13 protein-coding genes are annotated in these 17,732 nt (G+C 71.4%); 11 read left to right on the top strand and 2 right to left on the bottom strand.

Translation table 11 applies throughout. From position 1 onward, the window contains the following. Positions 1-154: 154 nt before the first annotated feature. The 10 genes from nuoF (at position 155) to V6U82_RS31160 (ending at position 13,461) form a co-directional block, all read left to right on the top strand. Positions 155-1,471 carry an NADH-quinone oxidoreductase subunit NuoF gene (nuoF, locus tag V6U82_RS31115; RefSeq protein WP_252454323.1) on the top strand — a complete coding sequence of 439 codons (1,317 nt, stop codon included), beginning with the start codon at positions 155-157 and terminating at the stop codon, positions 1,469-1,471. Then, positions 1,471-3,912, top strand: a complete 2,442-nt coding sequence (locus V6U82_RS31120) for an NADH-quinone oxidoreductase subunit G (RefSeq protein WP_334467554.1) — start codon at positions 1,471-1,473, stop codon at positions 3,910-3,912. Before nuoF ends, V6U82_RS31120 begins: the two co-directional genes overlap by 1 nt. Continuing rightward, complete coding sequence (gene nuoH / locus V6U82_RS31125; RefSeq protein ID WP_128137505.1) at positions 3,909-5,264, top strand: NADH-quinone oxidoreductase subunit NuoH; 1,356 nt, start codon at positions 3,909-3,911, stop codon at positions 5,262-5,264. The genes V6U82_RS31120 and nuoH overlap by 4 nt, the downstream gene beginning before the upstream one ends. A gap of 1 nt (position 5,265) precedes the next feature. Next, a complete protein-coding gene (gene nuoI / locus V6U82_RS31130) occupies positions 5,266-5,913 on the top strand; it encodes an NADH-quinone oxidoreductase subunit NuoI (RefSeq protein ID WP_128137504.1) in 648 nt (215 codons plus the stop codon). Continuing rightward, positions 5,910-6,680: an NADH-quinone oxidoreductase subunit J gene (locus tag V6U82_RS31135; RefSeq protein ID WP_120572074.1), complete on the top strand. Its 771-nt coding sequence runs from the start codon at positions 5,910-5,912 to the stop codon at positions 6,678-6,680. Before nuoI ends, V6U82_RS31135 begins: the two co-directional genes overlap by 4 nt. Positions 6,681-6,915: 235 nt before the next feature. Beyond that, positions 6,916-7,215 (top strand): NADH-quinone oxidoreductase subunit NuoK, encoded by a 300-nt coding sequence (gene nuoK / locus V6U82_RS31140; RefSeq protein WP_013283611.1) that lies wholly within the window; start codon positions 6,916-6,918, stop codon positions 7,213-7,215. A 7-nt stretch (positions 7,216-7,222) separates the two neighbouring features. Then, on the top strand, positions 7,223-9,184 hold the full coding sequence (gene nuoL, locus V6U82_RS31145; RefSeq protein ID WP_442933485.1) for an NADH-quinone oxidoreductase subunit L: 1,962 nt from the start codon (positions 7,223-7,225) through the stop codon (positions 9,182-9,184). Positions 9,185-9,248: 64 nt separating this feature from the next. Next, a complete protein-coding gene (locus tag V6U82_RS31150) occupies positions 9,249-10,781 on the top strand; it encodes an NADH-quinone oxidoreductase subunit M (protein ID WP_334467559.1) in 1,533 nt (510 codons plus the stop codon). Further along, positions 10,778-12,331 (top strand): NADH-quinone oxidoreductase subunit NuoN, encoded by a 1,554-nt coding sequence (gene nuoN, locus V6U82_RS31155; RefSeq protein WP_128137503.1) that lies wholly within the window; start codon positions 10,778-10,780, stop codon positions 12,329-12,331. Before V6U82_RS31150 ends, nuoN begins: the two co-directional genes overlap by 4 nt. An 89-nt stretch (positions 12,332-12,420) precedes the next feature. After that, positions 12,421-13,461, top strand: a complete 1,041-nt coding sequence (locus V6U82_RS31160; RefSeq protein ID WP_334467562.1) for a polyprenyl synthetase family protein — start codon at positions 12,421-12,423, stop codon at positions 13,459-13,461. Between the two features lie 138 nt (positions 13,462-13,599). Here V6U82_RS31160 and V6U82_RS31165 read toward each other — a convergent pair whose 3' ends face one another. Next, the gene (locus tag V6U82_RS31165; RefSeq protein WP_334467564.1) at positions 13,600-14,802 is read right to left on the bottom strand and encodes an MFS transporter; all 1,203 of its coding nucleotides are present in this window, start codon (positions 14,800-14,802) and stop codon (positions 13,600-13,602) included. 153 nt (positions 14,803-14,955) lie between these two features. On the opposite strand from V6U82_RS31165, the gene V6U82_RS31170 reads away from it, so the two are divergent. Further along, entirely contained in the window at positions 14,956-15,738 is a 783-nt protein-coding gene (locus V6U82_RS31170; RefSeq protein ID WP_128138818.1) for an IclR family transcriptional regulator, read from the top strand. Between the two features lie 118 nt (positions 15,739-15,856). Here the strand turns inward: V6U82_RS31170 and V6U82_RS31175 are convergent. After that, on the bottom strand, positions 15,857-17,732 hold a 1,876-nt coding region (locus V6U82_RS31175), incomplete at its 5' end, for a PhoX family protein (protein WP_334467566.1).

Here is a 17,732-nt window from a genome sequence, read left to right on the forward strand (position 1 = left end):
AGGCGGGCGGCGCGGCGGCGAACCCGCCGGCCGGCGACGGCAAGCCCGCCGGCGACGCGGCCGGCGCGCAGGAGCGCAACCTCAAGGAAGCGGAGTCCGGTACGGGCGCGGACGGCGCCGACCCGGCGGACGCGAGCGGAACGGGGGTCCGGAAGTGACCACTCCTCGGCCGGAGACGCTGGCCAAGCTCACGCCGGTGCTCACCAAGCGCTGGCTCTCGCCGGACGCCTGGCGGCTCGGCACCTACGAGAAGCTGGACGGCTACGCCGCCCTGCGCAAGGCGCTCAAGGCGCACCCGGACGACCTGATCCAGCTGATCAAGGACTCCGGGCTGCGCGGCCGGGGCGGCGCGGGCTTCCCGACCGGTCTCAAGTGGGGATTCATCCCGCAGGGCGACGGGAAGCCGCACTACCTCGTGGTGAACGCCGACGAGGGCGAGCCGGGCACCTGCAAGGACCTGCCGCTGATGACCCACGACCCGCACTCGCTGGTCGAGGGCGTCATCATCGCCTCGTACGCGATCCGGGCCAACCGGGCGTACATCTACATCCGCGGTGAGGCGGTGCACGCCGCCCGGCGGCTGCGCAGCGCTGTCGACGAGGCGTACGCCAAGGGTTACCTCGGCCGGAACGTCCTCGGCTCGGGCTTCGACCTGGACCTGGTGGTGCACTCCGGCGCCGGGGCGTACATCTGCGGTGAGGAGACCGCGCTGCTGGACTCGCTGGAGGGCTTCCGCGGCCAGCCCCGGTTGCGCCCGCCGTTCCCGGCGACCCACGGCCTGTACGCCAGCCCGACCGTGGTCAACAACGTCGGCACCATCGCCAGCGTGCCGTACATCGTGCTCGGTGGCGCGGACTGGTGGAAGACGATGGGCACGGAGAAGTCGTCCGGCCCGATGATCTACTCGCTGTCCGGCCGGATCGCCAACCCGGGCCAGTACGAGTGCTCGATGGGCATCACGCTGCGCGAGCTGATCGAGCTGGCCGGCGGCATGAAGCCCGGGCACAACCTGAAGTTCTGGACCCCGGGTGGCTCGTCGACGCCGCTGCTGACCGCCGAGCACCTGGACGTGCCGCTGGACTTCGAGGGGGTGGCGGCGGCCGGCTCGATCCTGGGCACCACCGCCACGCAGATCTTCTCCGACCAGGACTGCCCGGTGTACGCGACCTACCGGTGGCTGGAGTTCTACCACCACGAGTCGTGCGGCAAGTGCACCCCGTGCCGGGAGGGCAACTACTGGATGGTCCGGGTCTACCGGCGCATCCTGGCCGGCCAGGGCACCCACGAGGACCTGGACACCCTGCTCGACACCTGCGACAACATCCTCGGCCGCTCGTTCTGCGGTCTGGGTGACGGCGCGACCAGCTCGGTGACCTCGTCGCTGAAGTACTTCAAGCAGGACTACCTCGACTACATCGAGGGACGTACCGCTCCGAAGCTCTCCGACAAGCAGCTGGTTGGAGCTCACTGATGACCGACGTAGCCAAGCAGACCGAGACCGTCACGCTGACCATCGACGGCGTCGAGGTCACCGCGCCCAAGGGCGCGCTGCTGATCCGCGTCGCCGAGCAGCTCGGCACCGAGATCCCGCGCTTCTGCGACCACCCGCTGCTGGCCCCGGCCGGCGCCTGCCGGCAGTGCCTGGTGGAGGTGGAGGGCCAGCGCAAGCCGGTCGCCTCCTGCACCCAGACCGTCGCCGACGGCATGGTGGTGCGGACGCAGCTCACCTCCCCGGTCGCCAAGAAGGCCCAGGAGGGGGTGATGGAGCTGCTGCTCCTCAACCACCCCCTGGACTGCCCGATGTGCGACAAGGGCGGCGAGTGCCCGCTGCAGAACCAGGCGATGTCCACCGGCCGGACGGACTCGCGGTTCCACGAGCACAAGCGGGAGTACCCGAAGCCGCTGCCGATCAGCACCCAGGTGCTGCTCGACCGCGAGCGCTGCGTGCTCTGCCAGCGGTGCACCCGGTTCTCCGAGGAGATCGCCGGGGACAAGTTCATCGACCTGATGGGACGCTCCTCGCACGAGGAGATCAACATCTACCGGGACGACGCGTACGGGGAGGAGGGCGACGAGGGGGATGTCCCGTTCAACTCGTACTTCTCCGGCAACGCCGTGCAGATCTGCCCGGTGGGCGCGCTGACCGGCACCCAGTACCGGTTCCGGGCCCGCCCGTTCGACCTGGTCTCCACGCCCAGCGTCTGCGAGCACTGCTCGGCCGGCTGCGCCCAGCGCACCGACTGGCGGCGCGGCAAGGTGCTGCGCCGGCTGGCCGGCGACGACCCGGCGGTGAACGAGGAGTGGAACTGCGACAAGGGCCGCTGGGGCTTCCAGTACACCCGCGCGTTCGACCGGATCAGCACGCCGATGGTGCGCGACGAGAAGACCGGTGAGCTGCGCGAGGCGTCCTGGAGCGAGGCACTGACCCGGGCCGCCGAGGGGCTGCGCGCGGCCCGCGACGGCGCGACCGGCACGGCGGTGCTGACCGGCGGCCGGCTCACCGTCGAGGACGCCTACGCGTACGCGAAGTTCGCCCGCATCGCGCTGCACACCAACGACATCGACTTCCGGGCCCGCCCGGTCTCCCGCGAGGAGGCCGACTTCCTGGCCAGCAGCGTCGCCGGGGTCACCGACGTGACCTACACGGACGTGGAGAACGCGCCCGCCGTGGTGCTGGTCGGCCTGGAGCCGGAGGAGGAGTGCCCGATCCTCTTCCTGCGGCTGCGCAAGGCGTACCTGAAGAAGAAGCTCACCGTGTACGCGCTCGCGCCGTTCGCCACGCGCGGCCTGGAGAAGCTCGGGGCGAAGCTGGCCCGGGTCGTGCCCGGCGAGGAGGCGGGCGTGCTGGCCGAGCACGCCACCGTGGCCGAGGCGCTGGGACAGCCCGGCGCGATCCTCATCGTCGGCGAGCGCCTGGCCGAGGTGCCGGGCGGCCTGTCGGCGGCGGCGGACGTCGCCCGGCGTACCGGTGCCCGGCTGGTCTGGGTGCCGCGGCGCGCGGGTGACCGCGGCGCTGTCGACGCGGGCTGCCTGCCCAACCTGCTCCCCGGCGGCCGGGTCGTCACCGAGCCGGCCGCGCGCGCCGAGCTGGGCGAGGCGTGGGACATCCCGGCCGGGGTCATCCCCAGCCAGGCCGGTCGCGACACCGACGGCATCCTCACCGCCGCCGCGAACGGCCAGATCGGCGCCCTGGTGGTGGCCGGCGTCGACCCGGCCGACCTGGCCGACCCGCGCCTGGCCGAGTCCGCACTGGACGCGGTGCCGTTCCTGGTCAGCCTGGAACTGCGGATGAGCGCGGTGTCCCGCCGCGCCGACGTGGTCCTGCCGGTCGCGCCGGTGGTCGAGAAGGCCGGCAGCTTCCTGGACTGGGAGGGCCGGCTGCGCACGTTCGAGAAGGTGCTGGACACCGGCGCGATGACCGACGCCCGCATCCTCGACGCGCTCGCCGCGCAGCTCGACGTGCGGCTCGGCACCGGCGACGTGCCGGCCATCCGCCGCGAGCTGGGCGCGCTGCCGCGCACCCGGGTCGAGCGTCCGTCGGCGCCCTCGGTCGAGCCGGCCGCCGTGCGGCAGCCGGGACCGGGGGAGGCGGTGCTCGCCACCTGGCACCAGCTGATCGACCTGGGCAGCCTCACCGACGGCGACGAGCACCTCGCCGGCACCGCCCGCCCGCCGGTGGTCCGGCTCGGCAAGGGCACCGCCGAGGCGCTGGGCGTCGCCGACGGTGACCCGGTCACGGTGGGCACCGACCGCGGCGCGATCACGCTGCCGGCGGCGATCACCGAGATGCCCGACGGCGTCGTCTGGCTGCCGACCAACTCACCCGGCTCCACCGTGCGGCGCGGCCTCGGCGCGACGTCCGGCGACGTGGTGAGCGTCTCCGCAGTCGGGAACGAAAGGTGGGTGCAGTGAACCCCGTCATCCTCGCGGCGCAGGACCCGACGCTTGCCGACTTCGGCAAGGACCCGTGGTGGCTGGTCCTCGGCAAGATCCTGTTCGCGTTCGTCGTCGCCGTGGCGGCCACGCTGCTCGGCGTCTGGTTCGAGCGCCGGGTCGTGGGCCGCATGGCGGTACGGCCCGGCCCCAACCAGGCCGGCCCGTTCGGTCTGCTCCAGACGCTCGCCGACGGCGTGAAGCTGGCCTTCAAGGAGGACATCCTCCCGCGCAAGGCCGACAAGGTCGTCTACTTCTTCGCCCCGGTGATCTCGGTGGTCTGCGCGGTCACCGCGCTGTCGGTGATCCCGTTCGGGCCGATGGTGAGCATCTTCGGGCACCGCACGCCGCTCCAGGTCACCGACGTGTCGGTGGCGGTGCTGGTGGTACTGGCCTTCTCCTCGCTCGCGGTGTACGGCATCGTGCTCGGCGGCTGGGCCAGCGGCTCCACGTACCCGCTGCTCGGCGGTCTGCGCTCGGCGGCCCAGCTGGTCTCGTACGAGGTCACCATGGGCCTGAGCGTGGTCGCGGTCTTCATGACCGCCGGCACCATGTCGACGAGCGGGATCGTCGCCGCGCAGGGCGACGGCACCCGGCTGAGCATCGGCGGCTTCGACCTCGCCGCGCCCGGCTGGTACGCGATCCTGCTGCTGCCCAGCTTCATCATGTTCTTCATCGCCATCGTCGGTGAGACGAACCGGGCGCCGTTCGACCTGCCCGAAGCGGAGTCCGAGCTGGTGGCCGGCTTCCAGACCGAGTACAGCTCGCTGAAGTTCGCGCTGTTCATGCTCAGCGAGTACGTCGCGATGGTGACCATGTCGGCGTTCACCGTGACGCTGTTCCTCGGCGGCTGGCACGCGCCGTGGCCGATCACGCTGTGGTCGGGCGCCAACGAGGGCTGGTGGCCGATGCTGTGGTTCTTCGGCAAGGTCATCCTGCTGGTGTTCGTCTTCGTCTGGCTGCGCGGCACGCTGCCCCGGCTCCGGTACGACCAGTTCATGCGGTTCGGCTGGAAGGTGCTGCTGCCGCTGAACCTGGTCTGGATCATGGTGCTCGCCGGGCTGCGCTCGATCGAGGACTGGCAGACCCGGGACCGGCTGCTCGTCACCGCCGTCGGCGCGGGCGTGCTGCTGCTGGCCACGCTCTTCTGGCCGTCGCGGAAGAAGGAGCCGAAGCCGTCGCTCCAGGAGCAGGCGGACACCCGGCCGTACGGCAGCTTCCCGCTGCCGCCGATGGATCTTCAGGTTCCGCCGAGCCCGCGTACGAAGCGCGTGCTCGCCGAGCGGGAGCCGGCCAACGTGGTCGCCGGCCCGGACTCCAGGGAGGTGTGACGTGGGCGCGATCACCGGAACGTTCAAGGGCTTCGGTGTCACCTTCTCGCACATGTTCAAGAAGGTCGTCACCACCGACTACCCGTTCAAGCCGCCGGTCTCGGCGCCGCGCTACCACGGGCGGCACATCCTCAACCGGCACCCGGACGGGCTGGAGAAGTGCATCGGCTGCGAGTTGTGCGCCTGGGCCTGCCCGGCCGACGCGATCTACGTGGAGGGTGGCGACAACACCGAGGAGCAGCGCTTCTCCCCGGGTGAGCGGTACGCCAGCACCTACCAGATCAACTACGCCCGGTGCATCTTCTGCGGGCTCTGCATCGAGGCCTGCCCGACCCGTTCGCTCACCATGAGCAACGAGTACGAGCTGGCCCGGGACAACCGGCAGGATCTGATCTTCACCAAGGAGCAGCTGCTCGCGCCGCTGCTCGAAGGCATGGAGCAGCCGCCGCACCCGATGCGGCTGGGCGACAGCGAGAAGGACTACTACGTCGGCGCGCTCACCAACCCGGGCACCTCGGCCGGCGCCGAGCGCTCGTCGATGGGCCCCGGCCGGTACCAGGTGGAGGAGCACCCGGGCGTGACCTTCCCCGGCGCCGAGCAGGCCGAGCAGCGGTCCGCCGCCGCGGCGGGCAAGGGAGGCAAGGCATGACCTCGGCAACGGTGCTCGCCGCGGCGGGCCAGGTGTCCGGGGGTGAGGAGGTCACCTTCTGGATCCTCGCCCCGCTGGCCCTGCTCGGGGCGGTCGGCATGGTGTGGGCCCGCAACGCGGTCCACTCCGCGCTCTGGCTGGTGCTGACCATGCTCTGCCTGGGCGTGTTCTACGTGCTCCAGGCCGGGCCGTTCATCGGCATGGTGCAGATCATCGTCTACACCGGCGCGATCATGATGCTGTTCCTGTTCGTGCTGATGCTCGTCGGCCGGGACGCGTCCGACTCGCTCATCGAGACGCTGCGCGGCCAGCGGGTCGCCGCCGTGGTCCTCGGGCTCGGCTTCGCCGGCCTGGTGGGCACCGGCCTCTACCGCGCGCTCGACGGCGTCCAGGCGGTCGGGCTCGACCAGGCCAACGGCGAGGGCAACGTGCAGGGCATCGCCCGGCTGCTGTTCACCAAGTACGTCTTCGCCTTCGAGCTGACCTCGGCGCTGCTGATCACCGCCGCCGTCGGCGCGATGGTGCTGGCGCACGTGGAGCGGCGCAAGGCGGACCGGATGGACCAGATCGCCACCATGAAGGCGCGGTTCCGCCCCGGCAACTACCCCGGACCGAAGCCCGGCCCGGGTGTCTACGCCACGTCCTCCTCGGTGGCCACCCCGGCCCGTCTGCCCGACGGCCGGCTGACCGACCGCAGCATCCCGGAGATCATGCCGGTGCGCGAGCTGACGGCCGAGGAGACCGCACCGAAGGGGACTGATCGGTGAGCGCGAGGAGTGCAGCGAGGCGGAGCCCCGCAGTCGCGAACGAAAGGCTGGCACCCGTGAGCGCGAGGAGTGCAGCGAAGCGGAGCCCCGCAGTCGCGAACGAAAGGCTGGCACCCGTGAGCGCGAGGAGTGCAGCGAAGCGGAGCCCCGCAGTCGCGAACGAAAGGCTGGCACCCGTGAGCGCGAGGAGTGCAGCGAAGCGGAGCCCCGCAGTCGCGAACGAAAGGCTGGCACGGTGACCCCGGACTACTACCTCATCCTCGCGGCGGTGCTGTTCACCATCGGCGCCGTGGGCGTGCTGGTCCGGCGCAACGCGATCGTGCTGTTCATGTGCATCGAGCTGATGCTCAACGCGGCCAACCTGACCCTGGTCACGTTCAGCCGGATCAACGGCGACCTGAACGGCCAGATCATGGCGTTCTTCGTGATGGTGGTGGCGGCGGCCGAGGTCGTGGTCGGGCTCGCGATCATCATGGCGATCTTCCGGACCCGGCGCTCGGCCAGCGTCGACGACGCCAACCTGCTGAAGTACTGAGGGGCTCGTGGTGGAACAGATTCTGACGATCGCCCAGTCTGAGCCAGCCGAAGCCGTCACCTTCGCCACGGCGGACGGGATGCTGGGCAGTGTCTGGCTGCTGGTGGCGATCCCGCTGGTCAGCGCGGCGATCCTGCTGCTGCTCGGCAAGCGGGCCGACCGCTGGGGCCACTGGCTGGGCGTGGGCGCCATCGGCGCCGCGTTCGTGCTCGGGCTCACCTACTTCTTCCAGCTCCGCGGGCTGGAGAACAAGCAGGTCGAGCTGAGCCTCTGGGACTTCATGGCGGTCGGCGACCTGCGGGTGGACTTCGGTCTGCTCTTCGACCCGCTGGCCGCGGTCTTCGTCCTGCTGATCACCGGGGTGGGCTTCCTGATCCACCTCTACGCCGTGGAGTACATGGCGCACGACGCGGGCCGGCGGCTGTTCTTCGCGTACTTCAACCTGTTCGTCGCCGCCATGCTGCTGCTGGTGCTCGGCAACAACTACGTGATGCTCTACTTCGGCTGGGAGGGCGTCGGCCTGGCGTCGTACCTGCTGATCTCCTTCTGGTACGGCCGGCCCAGCGCGGCCACCGCCGGCAAGAAGGCGTTCCTGATGAACCGGGTCGGCGACGCCGGCCTGGCCATCGGCATCTTCATCATGTTCGCCATGCTCGGCACCACCCAGTACGACGAGGTGTTCAACGGGGTCGGCTCGCTGACCTCGACCACCGTGCTGGTCCTCGGCCTGCTGCTCCTGCTCGGCGCGGCCGGCAAGTCCGGCCAGTTCCCGCTCCAGGCGTGGTTGCCGGACGCGATGGAGGGTCCGACCCCGGTGTCCGCGCTCATCCACGCGGCCACCATGGTCACCGCCGGCGTCTACCTGATCGCCCGCTCCAACGCGATCTTCTCGGCCAACGAGACGCTCCAGCTCGTGGTGGTCAGCGTCGGCGCGCTCACGCTGCTGATGGGCTCCATCATCGGCGCGGCCAAGGACGACATCAAGCGCGTGCTGGCCTGGTCGACGGTGAGCCAGATCGGCTACATGTTCCTGGGCGTCGGCCTCGGCGGCGCCGCGTACGCGCTGGCCATCGTGCACCTGCTGGCGCACGGCTTCTTCAAGGCCAACATGTTCCTCGGCGCCGGCTCGGTCATGCACGGCATGAACGACCAGGTGGACATCCGCCGCTTCGGTGGGCTGTCCAAGTACATGAAGGTCACCTGGCTGACGTTCATGATGGGCTGGCTCGCCATCATCGGCATGTTCCCGTTCTCCGGCTACTTCTCCAAGGAGCCGATCATCGTGGCCGCGTTCGAGCGGGAGGGCTGGACGGCCTGGCTGTTCGGCATGGCCGCGCTGCTCGGCGCCGGGCTCACCGCGTTCTACATGACGCGGCTGTTCGTGCTCACGTTCCACGGCCCGAAGCGCTGGACCGAGGACATCGAGCACCCGCACGAGTCGCCGAAGCTGATGACCGTCCCGCTGATCCTGCTGGCGATCGGCTCGGTCGGCGCGGGCTTCCTGCTCGCCACCTCCGTGCCGGACTGGCTCACCGCCACCAACGGGCTCGGCGCCGAGAGCGGGGAGCACGCGCCGGTGCTGGCGCACTGGCTGCTCACCGCGCTGTCGCTGCTGGTCACCGTGCTGGGCGCCGGGCTGGCCTGGTTCCTGTTCCGGGGCGGTACGGCCATCGAGCCGCAGCCGGCCGGCGTGGTGGTCACCGCGGCCCGCCGGAACCTCTACACGGACGCCTTCAACGAGGCGGTCTTCGAGAAGCCGGGCATCTTCCTCACCCGGGCGCTGGTGTTCCTCGACAACCGGGGCGTCGACGGGCTGGTCAACGGCCTGGCCGCCGCCGTGGGCGGGGGCTCGGGCCGGCTCCGGCGGCTCCAGACCGGCTTCGTGCGGTCGTACGCGACCTCGATCCTGACCGGCGCGCTGCTCGTGGTGGCGGCGTTCCTGGCGGTGCAGGCGGGGTGGCTGGCGTGATCGACCTCAACGCGGCCGCCCCCGCCGGCGGGCCACGCAGTCACGACGGAGGTAAGGCCGAATAATGTCCAACTTCCCGTTCCTCTCGGTGCTGACCGTGGCGCCGCTGGTCGGCGCCCTGGTGGTGGCACTGCTGCCCCGCAGCCGCCCGGACCTGGCCAAGCTGGTCGCGTTCGGCTGGTCGCTGCTGGTGCTGGTGCTCTCGGTGGTGATGTGGTTCGCCTTCTCCGCCGGTGGTGACCGGTTCCAGTTCCGCGAGTCGTACCCGTGGATCCCGAACTGGGGCGTGAACTTCACCTTCGAGGTGGACGGCATCGCGCTGGTCATGCTGATGCTGATCGCGATCCTGGTGCCGCTGGTGATCCTGGCGTCCTGGCACGACGCCGAGGCGTCGAAGCGCTCGGTGCCCGCGTACTTCGCGCTGCTGCTCGTCCTCGAGTGCACGATGATCGGCGTCTTCGCCGCCGCCGACGTCTTCCTGTTCTACGTGTTCTTCGAGGTCATGCTGGTGCCGATGTACTTCCTGATCGGCAGCTACGGCGGCCACCAGCGGCAGTACGCGGCGGTGAAGTTCTTCCTCTACTCGCTGGTCGGCGGTCTGTTCATGCTGGCCGCGGTGATCGGCCTCTGGGTGGTCGGCGGGAAGACCTTCGACTGGCAGGTGCTCAGCCAGGCCGAGTTCGCCACCGACACGGCCCGCTGGCTGTTCCTCGGCTTCTTCGTCGCCTTCGCGATCAAGGCGCCGTTCTTCCCGTTCCACACCTGGCTGCCGGACGCCGGTGGCGCGGCCCCGGCCGGCGCCGCCGCGCTGTTGGTCGGCGTGCTGGACAAGGTCGGCACGTTCGGCATCCTGCGCTACTGCCTCCCGCTGTTCCCGGAGGCGTCGCGCTGGTTCGCGCCGTGGGCGCTGGCGCTGGGCGTCATCGGCATCATCTACGCCGCGCTGCTGGCGGTCGGCCAGAACGACCTGAAGCGCCTGGTGTCGTACACCTCGATCGCGCACTTCGGGTTCATCGGCGTCGGCATCTTCGCGTTCACCACCCAGGCCGGCACCGGCGCGGTGCTGTACATGCTCAACCACGGCCTGGCCACCGGCCTGCTGTTCCTGGTGGTCGGCATGCTGATCGCCCGGCGCGGCTCGGCGCTGATCAGCGACTTCGGTGGCGCGGGCAAGCTGGTGCCGGTGCTCGCCGGTGTGCTGTTCTTCGCCGGTCTCGCCTCGCTGGCGCTGCCCGGTACCGCGCCGTTCGTCTCCGAGTTCCTGGTGCTGATCGGCACGTTCACCGTCAACAAGCCGGTCGCGGTGATCGCCACGCTCGGCATCATCCTGGCGGCGGCGTACGTGCTGTGGATGGTGCAGCGCACCACGCAGGGCACGCTGAACCCGGCGCTGACCGAGGTCGAGGGCATGCGCCGCGACCTCACCCTGCGCGAGAAGGTGGTCGTCGCGCCGCTGATCGCGCTGATCGTGCTGCTCGGCTTCTATCCCAAGCCGGTCACCGATGTCATCAACCCCGCCGTCCAGGCGACCATGCAGGACGTCGGCAAGTCCGATCCCGCCCCTGAGGTCGGCAGCGTCCAGGAGGCCGCGAAGTGAGTGAACTGAAGCTGCCGTCGATCGACTACGCGGCGCTCGCTCCCATCCTGATCATGCTGGGCGCGGCGCTGCTCGGGGTCCTGGTCGAGGCGTTCGTGCCGCGCCGCCTGCGCAACGCGGTGCAACTCGGGCTCGCCCTGGTGGCGATGCTCGCCGCGATCGTCATGGTGATCCTGAACGCCGACGACCGGCTGATCACCATCGGCGGCGCCATCGCGATCGACGGCCCGACGCTGTTCCTCCAGGGCGCCATCCTGGTGCTCGCAGTGATGGCGCTGCTGCTCGTCGGCGAGCGCACGGTGGAGCGGGGCGGCGCCTTCGTGGCGCACGCCGCTGTCACCGCCGAGTCGGCGGAGGACCGGCGGCAGGCCGAGGGCGTCGGTGGCGCCACCGAGGTCTACCCGCTGATGTCGTTCGCGATCGGCGGCATGCTGATCTTCGTGGCGGCGAACGACCTGCTGACCATGTTCGTCGCGCTGGAGGTCTTCTCCCTGCCGCTCTACCTGCTCTGCGCGCTGGCCCGCCGCCGGCGTCTGCTGAGCCAGGAGGCGGCGCTGAAGTACTTCATGCTCGGCGCGTACGCCTCGGCGTTCTTCCTGTTCGGTGTCGCCCTGATCTACGGCTTCACCTCCGGGATCCCGGGCCGCACGGCGGGCGTCGACTTCGCCACCGTGCACGCCGCGGTCACCGAGTCGCCGTCCAGCCCGGTGCTGCTGTTCGCCGGCATGGCGCTGCTCGCCATCGGCCTGCTGTTCAAGGCCGCCGCCGCGCCGTTCCACGTCTGGACGCCGGACGTCTACCAGGGCGCTCCGACCCCGGTCACCGGCTTCATGGCGGCCTGCACCAAGGTCGCCGCGTTCGGCGCGCTGCTGCGCGTCTTCCACGTCGCGTTCGCCGGGGCCTCCTGGGACTTCACCCCGGTGCTCGGCGCGATCGCGGTGCTGACCATGCTGGTCGGCGCGGTGCTGGCGGTCACCCAGACCGACATCAAGCGCCTGCTGGCGTACTCGTCGATCGCGAACGCCGGCTACCTGCTCGTCGGTGTGCTGGCGCCGAGCCGTGAGGGACTCTCCGGCACCATGTTCTACCTGGCCGCGTACGGCTTCTCGGTGCTCGCCGCGTTCGCCGTGGTGACGCTCGTGCGCGACGCCGACGGGGAGGCCACCCACCTGTCCCGCTGGGCCGGGCTGGGCCGCCGCTCGCCGTTCTTCGCGGCGATCTTCACGTTCATCCTGCTGGCCTTCGCCGGTATCCCGCTGACCAGCGGCTTCACCAGCAAGTTCGCGGTCTTCGGCCCGGCCCTGGAGGCGAACCAGGCGTGGCTGGTGATCGCGGGCGTGCTGACCAGCATGGTGCTGGCCTTCCCGTACCTGCGGGTCGTGGTGATGATGTGGCTGTCCGAGCCGGGCGAGTCCACCCCGACAGTGACCGTGCCGGGTGCGCTCACCTCGGCCGCGCTGGTCATCGGCGTGCTCGCCACGCTGGTCCTCGGCGTGGTGCCCGGCCCGCTGCTCGACCTGACCACCGGTGCCGCCGAATTCGTCAGATGACAGAGGTGATCCCACCGGGGGCCGGTACGCCGTGGCGTACCGGCCCCCGGCCCGTATCCCCGTCGACGAGCAGGTCGAACGGGTGTGGCATGGTTGAGGACGTGGCGAACCCGGCTGGCGAGCGTTCAGGTCAGTTCGGCGCGCTCGGCCTGCACCTCGCCGACCCGCGCGTCGAAGCCTCAGTGCTGGGCGTGCTCGACCGGGTCGAGGTGAGCCTGCGGGCGAGCGTGGCGAGCGCCGATCCGCTGGTGACCGAGGCGTCCCGGCATCTGGTCGAGGCCGGCGGCAAGCGGTTCCGCCCGCTGCTGGTGGCGCTCGGCGCCCAGTTCGGCGAGCCGGGCAACGACCAGGTCGTCCCCGCCGCCGTGGTGATGGAGCTCACCCACCTGGCGACGCTGTACCACGACGACGTGATGGACGAGGCGGCCGTGCGGCGTGGCGCCCCGAGCGCCAACTCCCGCTGGACCAACTCGGTGGCCATCCTGGTCGGCGACTACCTCTTCGCCCGGGCCGCGGACATCGCCGCCGACCTGGGCCCCGAGGCGGTACGCCTCCAGGCGCGCACGTTCGCCCGGCTGGTACACGGCCAGATCGCCGAGACGGTCGGCCCGCGCGACACCGACCCGGTCGCGCACTACCTGCACGTGATCGCCGAGAAGACCGGCTCGCTCATCGCCACGTCGGCCCGCTTCGGCGGCATGTTCGGCGGCGCGTCGCCCGAGCACGTCGAGGCCCTGGCGGAGTACGGCGAGATCATCGGCGTCGCGTTCCAGCTCTCCGACGACCTGCTGGACATCGCCAGCGAGTCGGTCCAGTCCGGCAAGACGCCCGGCACCGACCTGCGCGAGGGTGTGCCCACCCTGCCGGTGCTCTACGCGATGGCCTCCGACGACGCGGACGCGGCGAGCGTACGCCTGCGCGAGATCCTGGCCACCGGCCCGCTGGTGGACGACGCGCTGCACGCCGAGGCGCTGGGCCTGCTGCGGGAGTCCCCGGCGCTCAAGCGCGCCCGGGAGACGGTGCGCAGCTACGCCGAGGACGCACGGGCCCGGCTGGCCCCGCTCCCCGAGGGCCCGGCGCGTCGCGCGCTGGAGTCCCTCTGCGACTACATCGCCGACCGCACCAGCTGACCCTCCTCGCGCCTTCACCGCTCTGGCTCTCACCGCCCGTCCGGGCTCTCGTCGATCATGAAGTTGACGGTCGCCCACCCGGCGTGTCGCGCCGCCAACTTCATGATCGTCGGGCTTCGGCGGGGCCGGCGCGGACGGTCAGGGGAGGGTGGGGGTGGGGGTGGGGGTGGGGCGTAGGAGGCGGGCGCCGAGCAGCATCAGGAGGGCGGCCAGGAGCATCGCCGCGGCAGCAGTCAGCCACATCGCCGGGTAGCCCGCCGCGCCGGCCAGCGCGCCCAGGCCGAGCGGCCCCAGGCAGCCGCCCGCGTACACGCCGGTCTGGGTGATCGACGTGGCGGCGGCCGGCGCCTGCGGGTGGAGCCGGACCACGGCGAAGTTCATCAGCCCCGGCCAGGCCCAGCCCAGACCGAAGCCGAGCACCACGCCCGCGACCAGCGGCGCCGAGCCGCTCACCGCGAGCAGGACGAGGCCGACCGAGCCGGTCATCAGCATCCCGGCGATCAGTCCGACGTGCCCGCTGGTGCGCCGGTCGGCCAGCCAGCCGACGCCGACCCGGGCCAGCACGCACACCACGCTGCCCAGGGTCAGCGTCAGTCCGGCCAGGCCGGGGGAGAGCCCGCGCGCCGCGGCCGAGTCGACCAGGAACGTGCCGAGGGCGTTCGCCGCGGCGGCGGCGAGCGTCGCGGCCAGCCCGATCACCACGAGCGGGCCGGTGCCACCGTTGCGGCGGCCGGAGGCGGTCCGGGCCCGCCGGTCCCGTCCGGCCCGGGGTACGGCCGGCAGCACGGTGAGCGCGGCCACTGCGGCCGCCACGAACGCCCAGCGCCAGCCGGCGGTGAGCGCGACCGTGGGGACCGCCAGACCGGCCAGCAGCGTGGCGGCCGGGACGGCGGCCTGCTTCACGCCGAACGAGAGGCCCTGCCGGTGAGCGGGTACGTGCTCGGCCAGGGCGGCGTTGCTGGCGAGCTGCCCGAGGGCGTTGGCGGCGGCGCTGAGGGCCAGCAGCGCCACCAGGGCCGGGTACGACCGGGCCAGCCCGGCCACCGCGAGCAGCGAGGCGGCGGAGAGCAGGATGGCGCCCCGGGCGACCGGGGCCGAGCCGAAGCGTTCGACCAGGGCGCCGGAGGGCACCGAGGCGAGCGCGCTCACGCCGAAGTAGATCGAGACGGCCAGGCCCAGCCCGGCCGGGCTGAACCGGAGTTCGTCGGCGAGCTGTACGGCGAGACCGCCGACCAGGAAGACGGGCAGGACGCACACGATCGTGGTGAGGGTGGCGCCGGCGCCCACGGAGACGGCATGTCGGGCCTTCGGCGGGTCGGTTCGCGAAACAGTTTCGGTCATCGCGAGCACACCTTACGCCCGAACGTTTTGGCTGCTCATCGTGTCCGTCGGCACACGGTCCGTGCCCGGTCTTCTGGCATCCTCCATCCGAACAGGCATTTCGCACTCGGCCGGTTTTTCATATGGTGTAAGTCCCCGGCGGCGGAGGTGGTTGTGCGCGACCCCTTGGCGGAACCTTCGGACCTGATCCGTAGCGTGTCCCGCGCGCTTCGAGTGCTCGAGTCGGTCGGCCGTGCGCCGAGAGGGCTCACCGTGAAGCAGATCGCCCGGCGCTGCGAGCTGACCGTCGCCACCACCTACCACCTGGTGCGCACGCTCGCGTACGAGGGCTACGTGATCCGGCGCGAGGACGGGACGTACATCGTGGGGCTGGAGGTGGCCGACCGCTACCGCGAACTGGTCACCGCGTTCCGGGGGCCGCCCGCGGTGGGCGAGGCGCTGCGCCGCGCGGCGACCGACACCGGCTGGAGTCACTACCTCGGCCGTTTCGTCGGCGGGCAGGTGGCGGTGACCGCGTCCGCCGAAGGGCCGCGCTCGCCCTACATGGAAGACCTCGTGCCGGGCTTCGACGAGGGCGCGCACGCCACCGCGCTGGGCAAGAGCCTGCTCGCCACGCTCACCACCGAACAGCGCTTCCGCTACCTGCGGGAGTACGGCATGCGCCCCTTCACCACAGCCACCCTCACCACTGTCGAGGCGTTCGAGGCGGACCTGGCCGCCGGTGACCGGCGCGGCATGCAGCTGGAACTGGGGCAGTTCCGGCAGGGCGTGGCGTGTGCCGCGGTGCTCGTCACCCCGGACAAGGACATCGAGCGCCGGGTGGTGCTGGCGTGCGCGCTGCCGGCCGGCGAGATGATGACCTCGGCCCGGGTGGTCCGCGCCAAGCTGCTCACCGCCGCACGGGCCATCGCCGACGGGATCGCCTCCGAGAACTGACGAGCCGCCCGGGCCGTCGCGCACGGGATCGCCTCCGGGAACTGACGAGGGGCCGCCGACCTGGTGGGTCGACGGCCCCTCGCGGGGCGGTCCAGCGCCGGACCGCCCCCGGGGTGGGTCAGCTACCGACCGGGCCGCCGTCGAGGCGCCAGGTGACCACCACGCCGGGCTTGGCGAAGTCGCCGTCCGGCCAGGTGGAGGCCGGGTTCTCCACCGACGCGCCGGTGACCTCGCCCGGGTGCTGCACCGCCACGAAGACCGAACGGTTGTCGCCGGTGATGAACGGGCCGCAGGTCTCCGCGCCGAGCGGCACGGTGAGGAACTGCTTCAGGTGACCCCGCTCCGGACCCTCGACAGCAGTGGCGAACAGGCCGTCGTTGCTGCCCAGCGCGTTGCCGTCGGTCGAGATCCACAGGTTGCCGGTGGCGTCGAACGCGACGTTGTCCGGGCAGGAGATCGGGGAGACCTTCGTCTTGTCGTACCCGGCGAAGTAGGTGGACGCGTCGGCCGGGTCGCCGCAGACGATCGGCAGCGACCAGGCGAAGGTCTCGCCGGTGTTGTCGCCGCGGTCCTCGACCAGCTCCAGGATCTGCCCGTGCTTGTTGCTGTTGCGCGGGTTCGCCTCGTCGGCGGGCGCCTTGCCGGCCTTGCCGCGGTCGCTGTTGTTCGTCAGCGCCACGTAGACCTTGCCGGTGAGCAGGCTCGGCTCGACGTCCTCGGGCCGGTCCATCTTGGTCGCGCCGACCTTGTCCCCGGCGAGCCGGGTGAAGGTGAGCACGTCCGCGGCGGTCATGCCGTCCACGTACGAGCGGTTGCCGCTGACCAGCTTGATCCAGCGGCCCCGGCCACCGAAGCCGCCGTCGGCCGGGAGCTTGCCGGAACCGTCGATCTCGGCGGCCGGGCTGTCCCCCTCGATCTTCGCGACGTAGAGCGTGCCCGACTCCAGCAGCGTCAGGTTGTGCCGACGGGCCACCGAGGAGTTCCCCGGCATGAACTTCTTGTCCGAGACGAACTTGTAGAGGTAGTCGAAGCGCTCGTCGTCGCCCATGTACGCGACCACCCGGCCGTTGCGCGCCACGATGACGTTCGCGCCCTCGTGCTTGAACCGGCCCAGCGCGGTGTGCTTGCGCGGCTTGGCCTGCGGGTCGAACGGATCGATCTCGACGATCCAGCCGAACCGGTTCGCCTCGTTGGGGTGCTTGGCCAGGTCGAACCGCTCGTCCGCCCGCTCCCACTTGCGGCTGCCGCCGGGGTGGCGCACGTCGGTCGGGATGCCGTACCGGGCCAGCTTCGGCTTCTGCTCCTCCGGCGCGCCGTCGCCGCCGACGAAGTACTGGTTGAAGTTCTCCTCGCCGGAGAGCACGGTGCCCCACGGGGTGACGCCACCGGCGCAGTTGTTGAGCGTGCCGATCACGGTCCGGCCCTTCGGGTCGGCGGCGGTACGCAGCCACGCCGACCCGGCCGCCGGGCCGGTCAGCTCGAACTTCGTGGCGAGCGCGGTGACCCGGCGGTTGTACTCGCGCCGGCCACGCCGTACCGGCCGCCACTGCCCGGTGTTCTCCACCCGCTCCAGCTCGACCACGGACATGCCGTGCGCGGCCATCGCCACCCGTACCTGCTCGACGGTGAGCGCGTCCTGGCCGGTGAAGCCCGGGAACATCAGGTCCTCGTTGGTGTATTCGTGGTTCACCACGAGCAGCGCGCGCCGACGGTCGATCGGCAGCACCCCGACGAAGTCGTTGTTGTAGCCGAACTGCTTGGACTGGGCGGCGGCGGTCTGCCGGCCCAGGTCGAACGCGGGCGCGCCGGGCACGACCTCGTCACCCCAGCGGATCACCACGGAGTGGTCGTACCCGTTCGGGACCACGAGGGTGTCGAGCTTGTTCGGCGGGATCGGCTTGAACGTCAGCGCGCCGCTGCCCGGGCGGCCCGCCCCGGCGGGCGGCACCTCGCCGCCGCCGGGCACGGGCGGGGCGGCGGGGGCAGCGGCGGCC

Source organism: Micromonospora sp. CPCC 205554, from assembly GCF_036902745.1.
GTDB classification, from domain to species: Bacteria; Actinomycetota; Actinomycetes; order Mycobacteriales; family Micromonosporaceae; genus Micromonospora; species Micromonospora tulbaghiae.

Bases quoted from the DNA above. Each gene is read 5' to 3' on its own strand.
- V6U82_RS31160 (WP_334467562.1), top strand. From the start codon at position 12,421: ATGGTTGAGGACGTGGCGAACCCGGCTGGCGAGCGTTCAGGTCAGTTC.
- V6U82_RS31120 (WP_334467554.1), top strand. From the start codon at position 1,471: ATGACCGACGTAGCCAAGCAGACCGAGACCGTCACGCTGACCATCGAC.
- V6U82_RS31165 (WP_334467564.1), bottom strand. From the start codon at position 14,802: ATGACCGAAACTGTTTCGCGAACCGACCCGCCGAAGGCCCGACATGCC.
- V6U82_RS31150 (WP_334467559.1), top strand. From the start codon at position 9,249: ATGTCCAACTTCCCGTTCCTCTCGGTGCTGACCGTGGCGCCGCTGGTC.
- V6U82_RS31135 (WP_120572074.1), top strand. From the start codon at position 5,910: ATGACCTCGGCAACGGTGCTCGCCGCGGCGGGCCAGGTGTCCGGGGGT.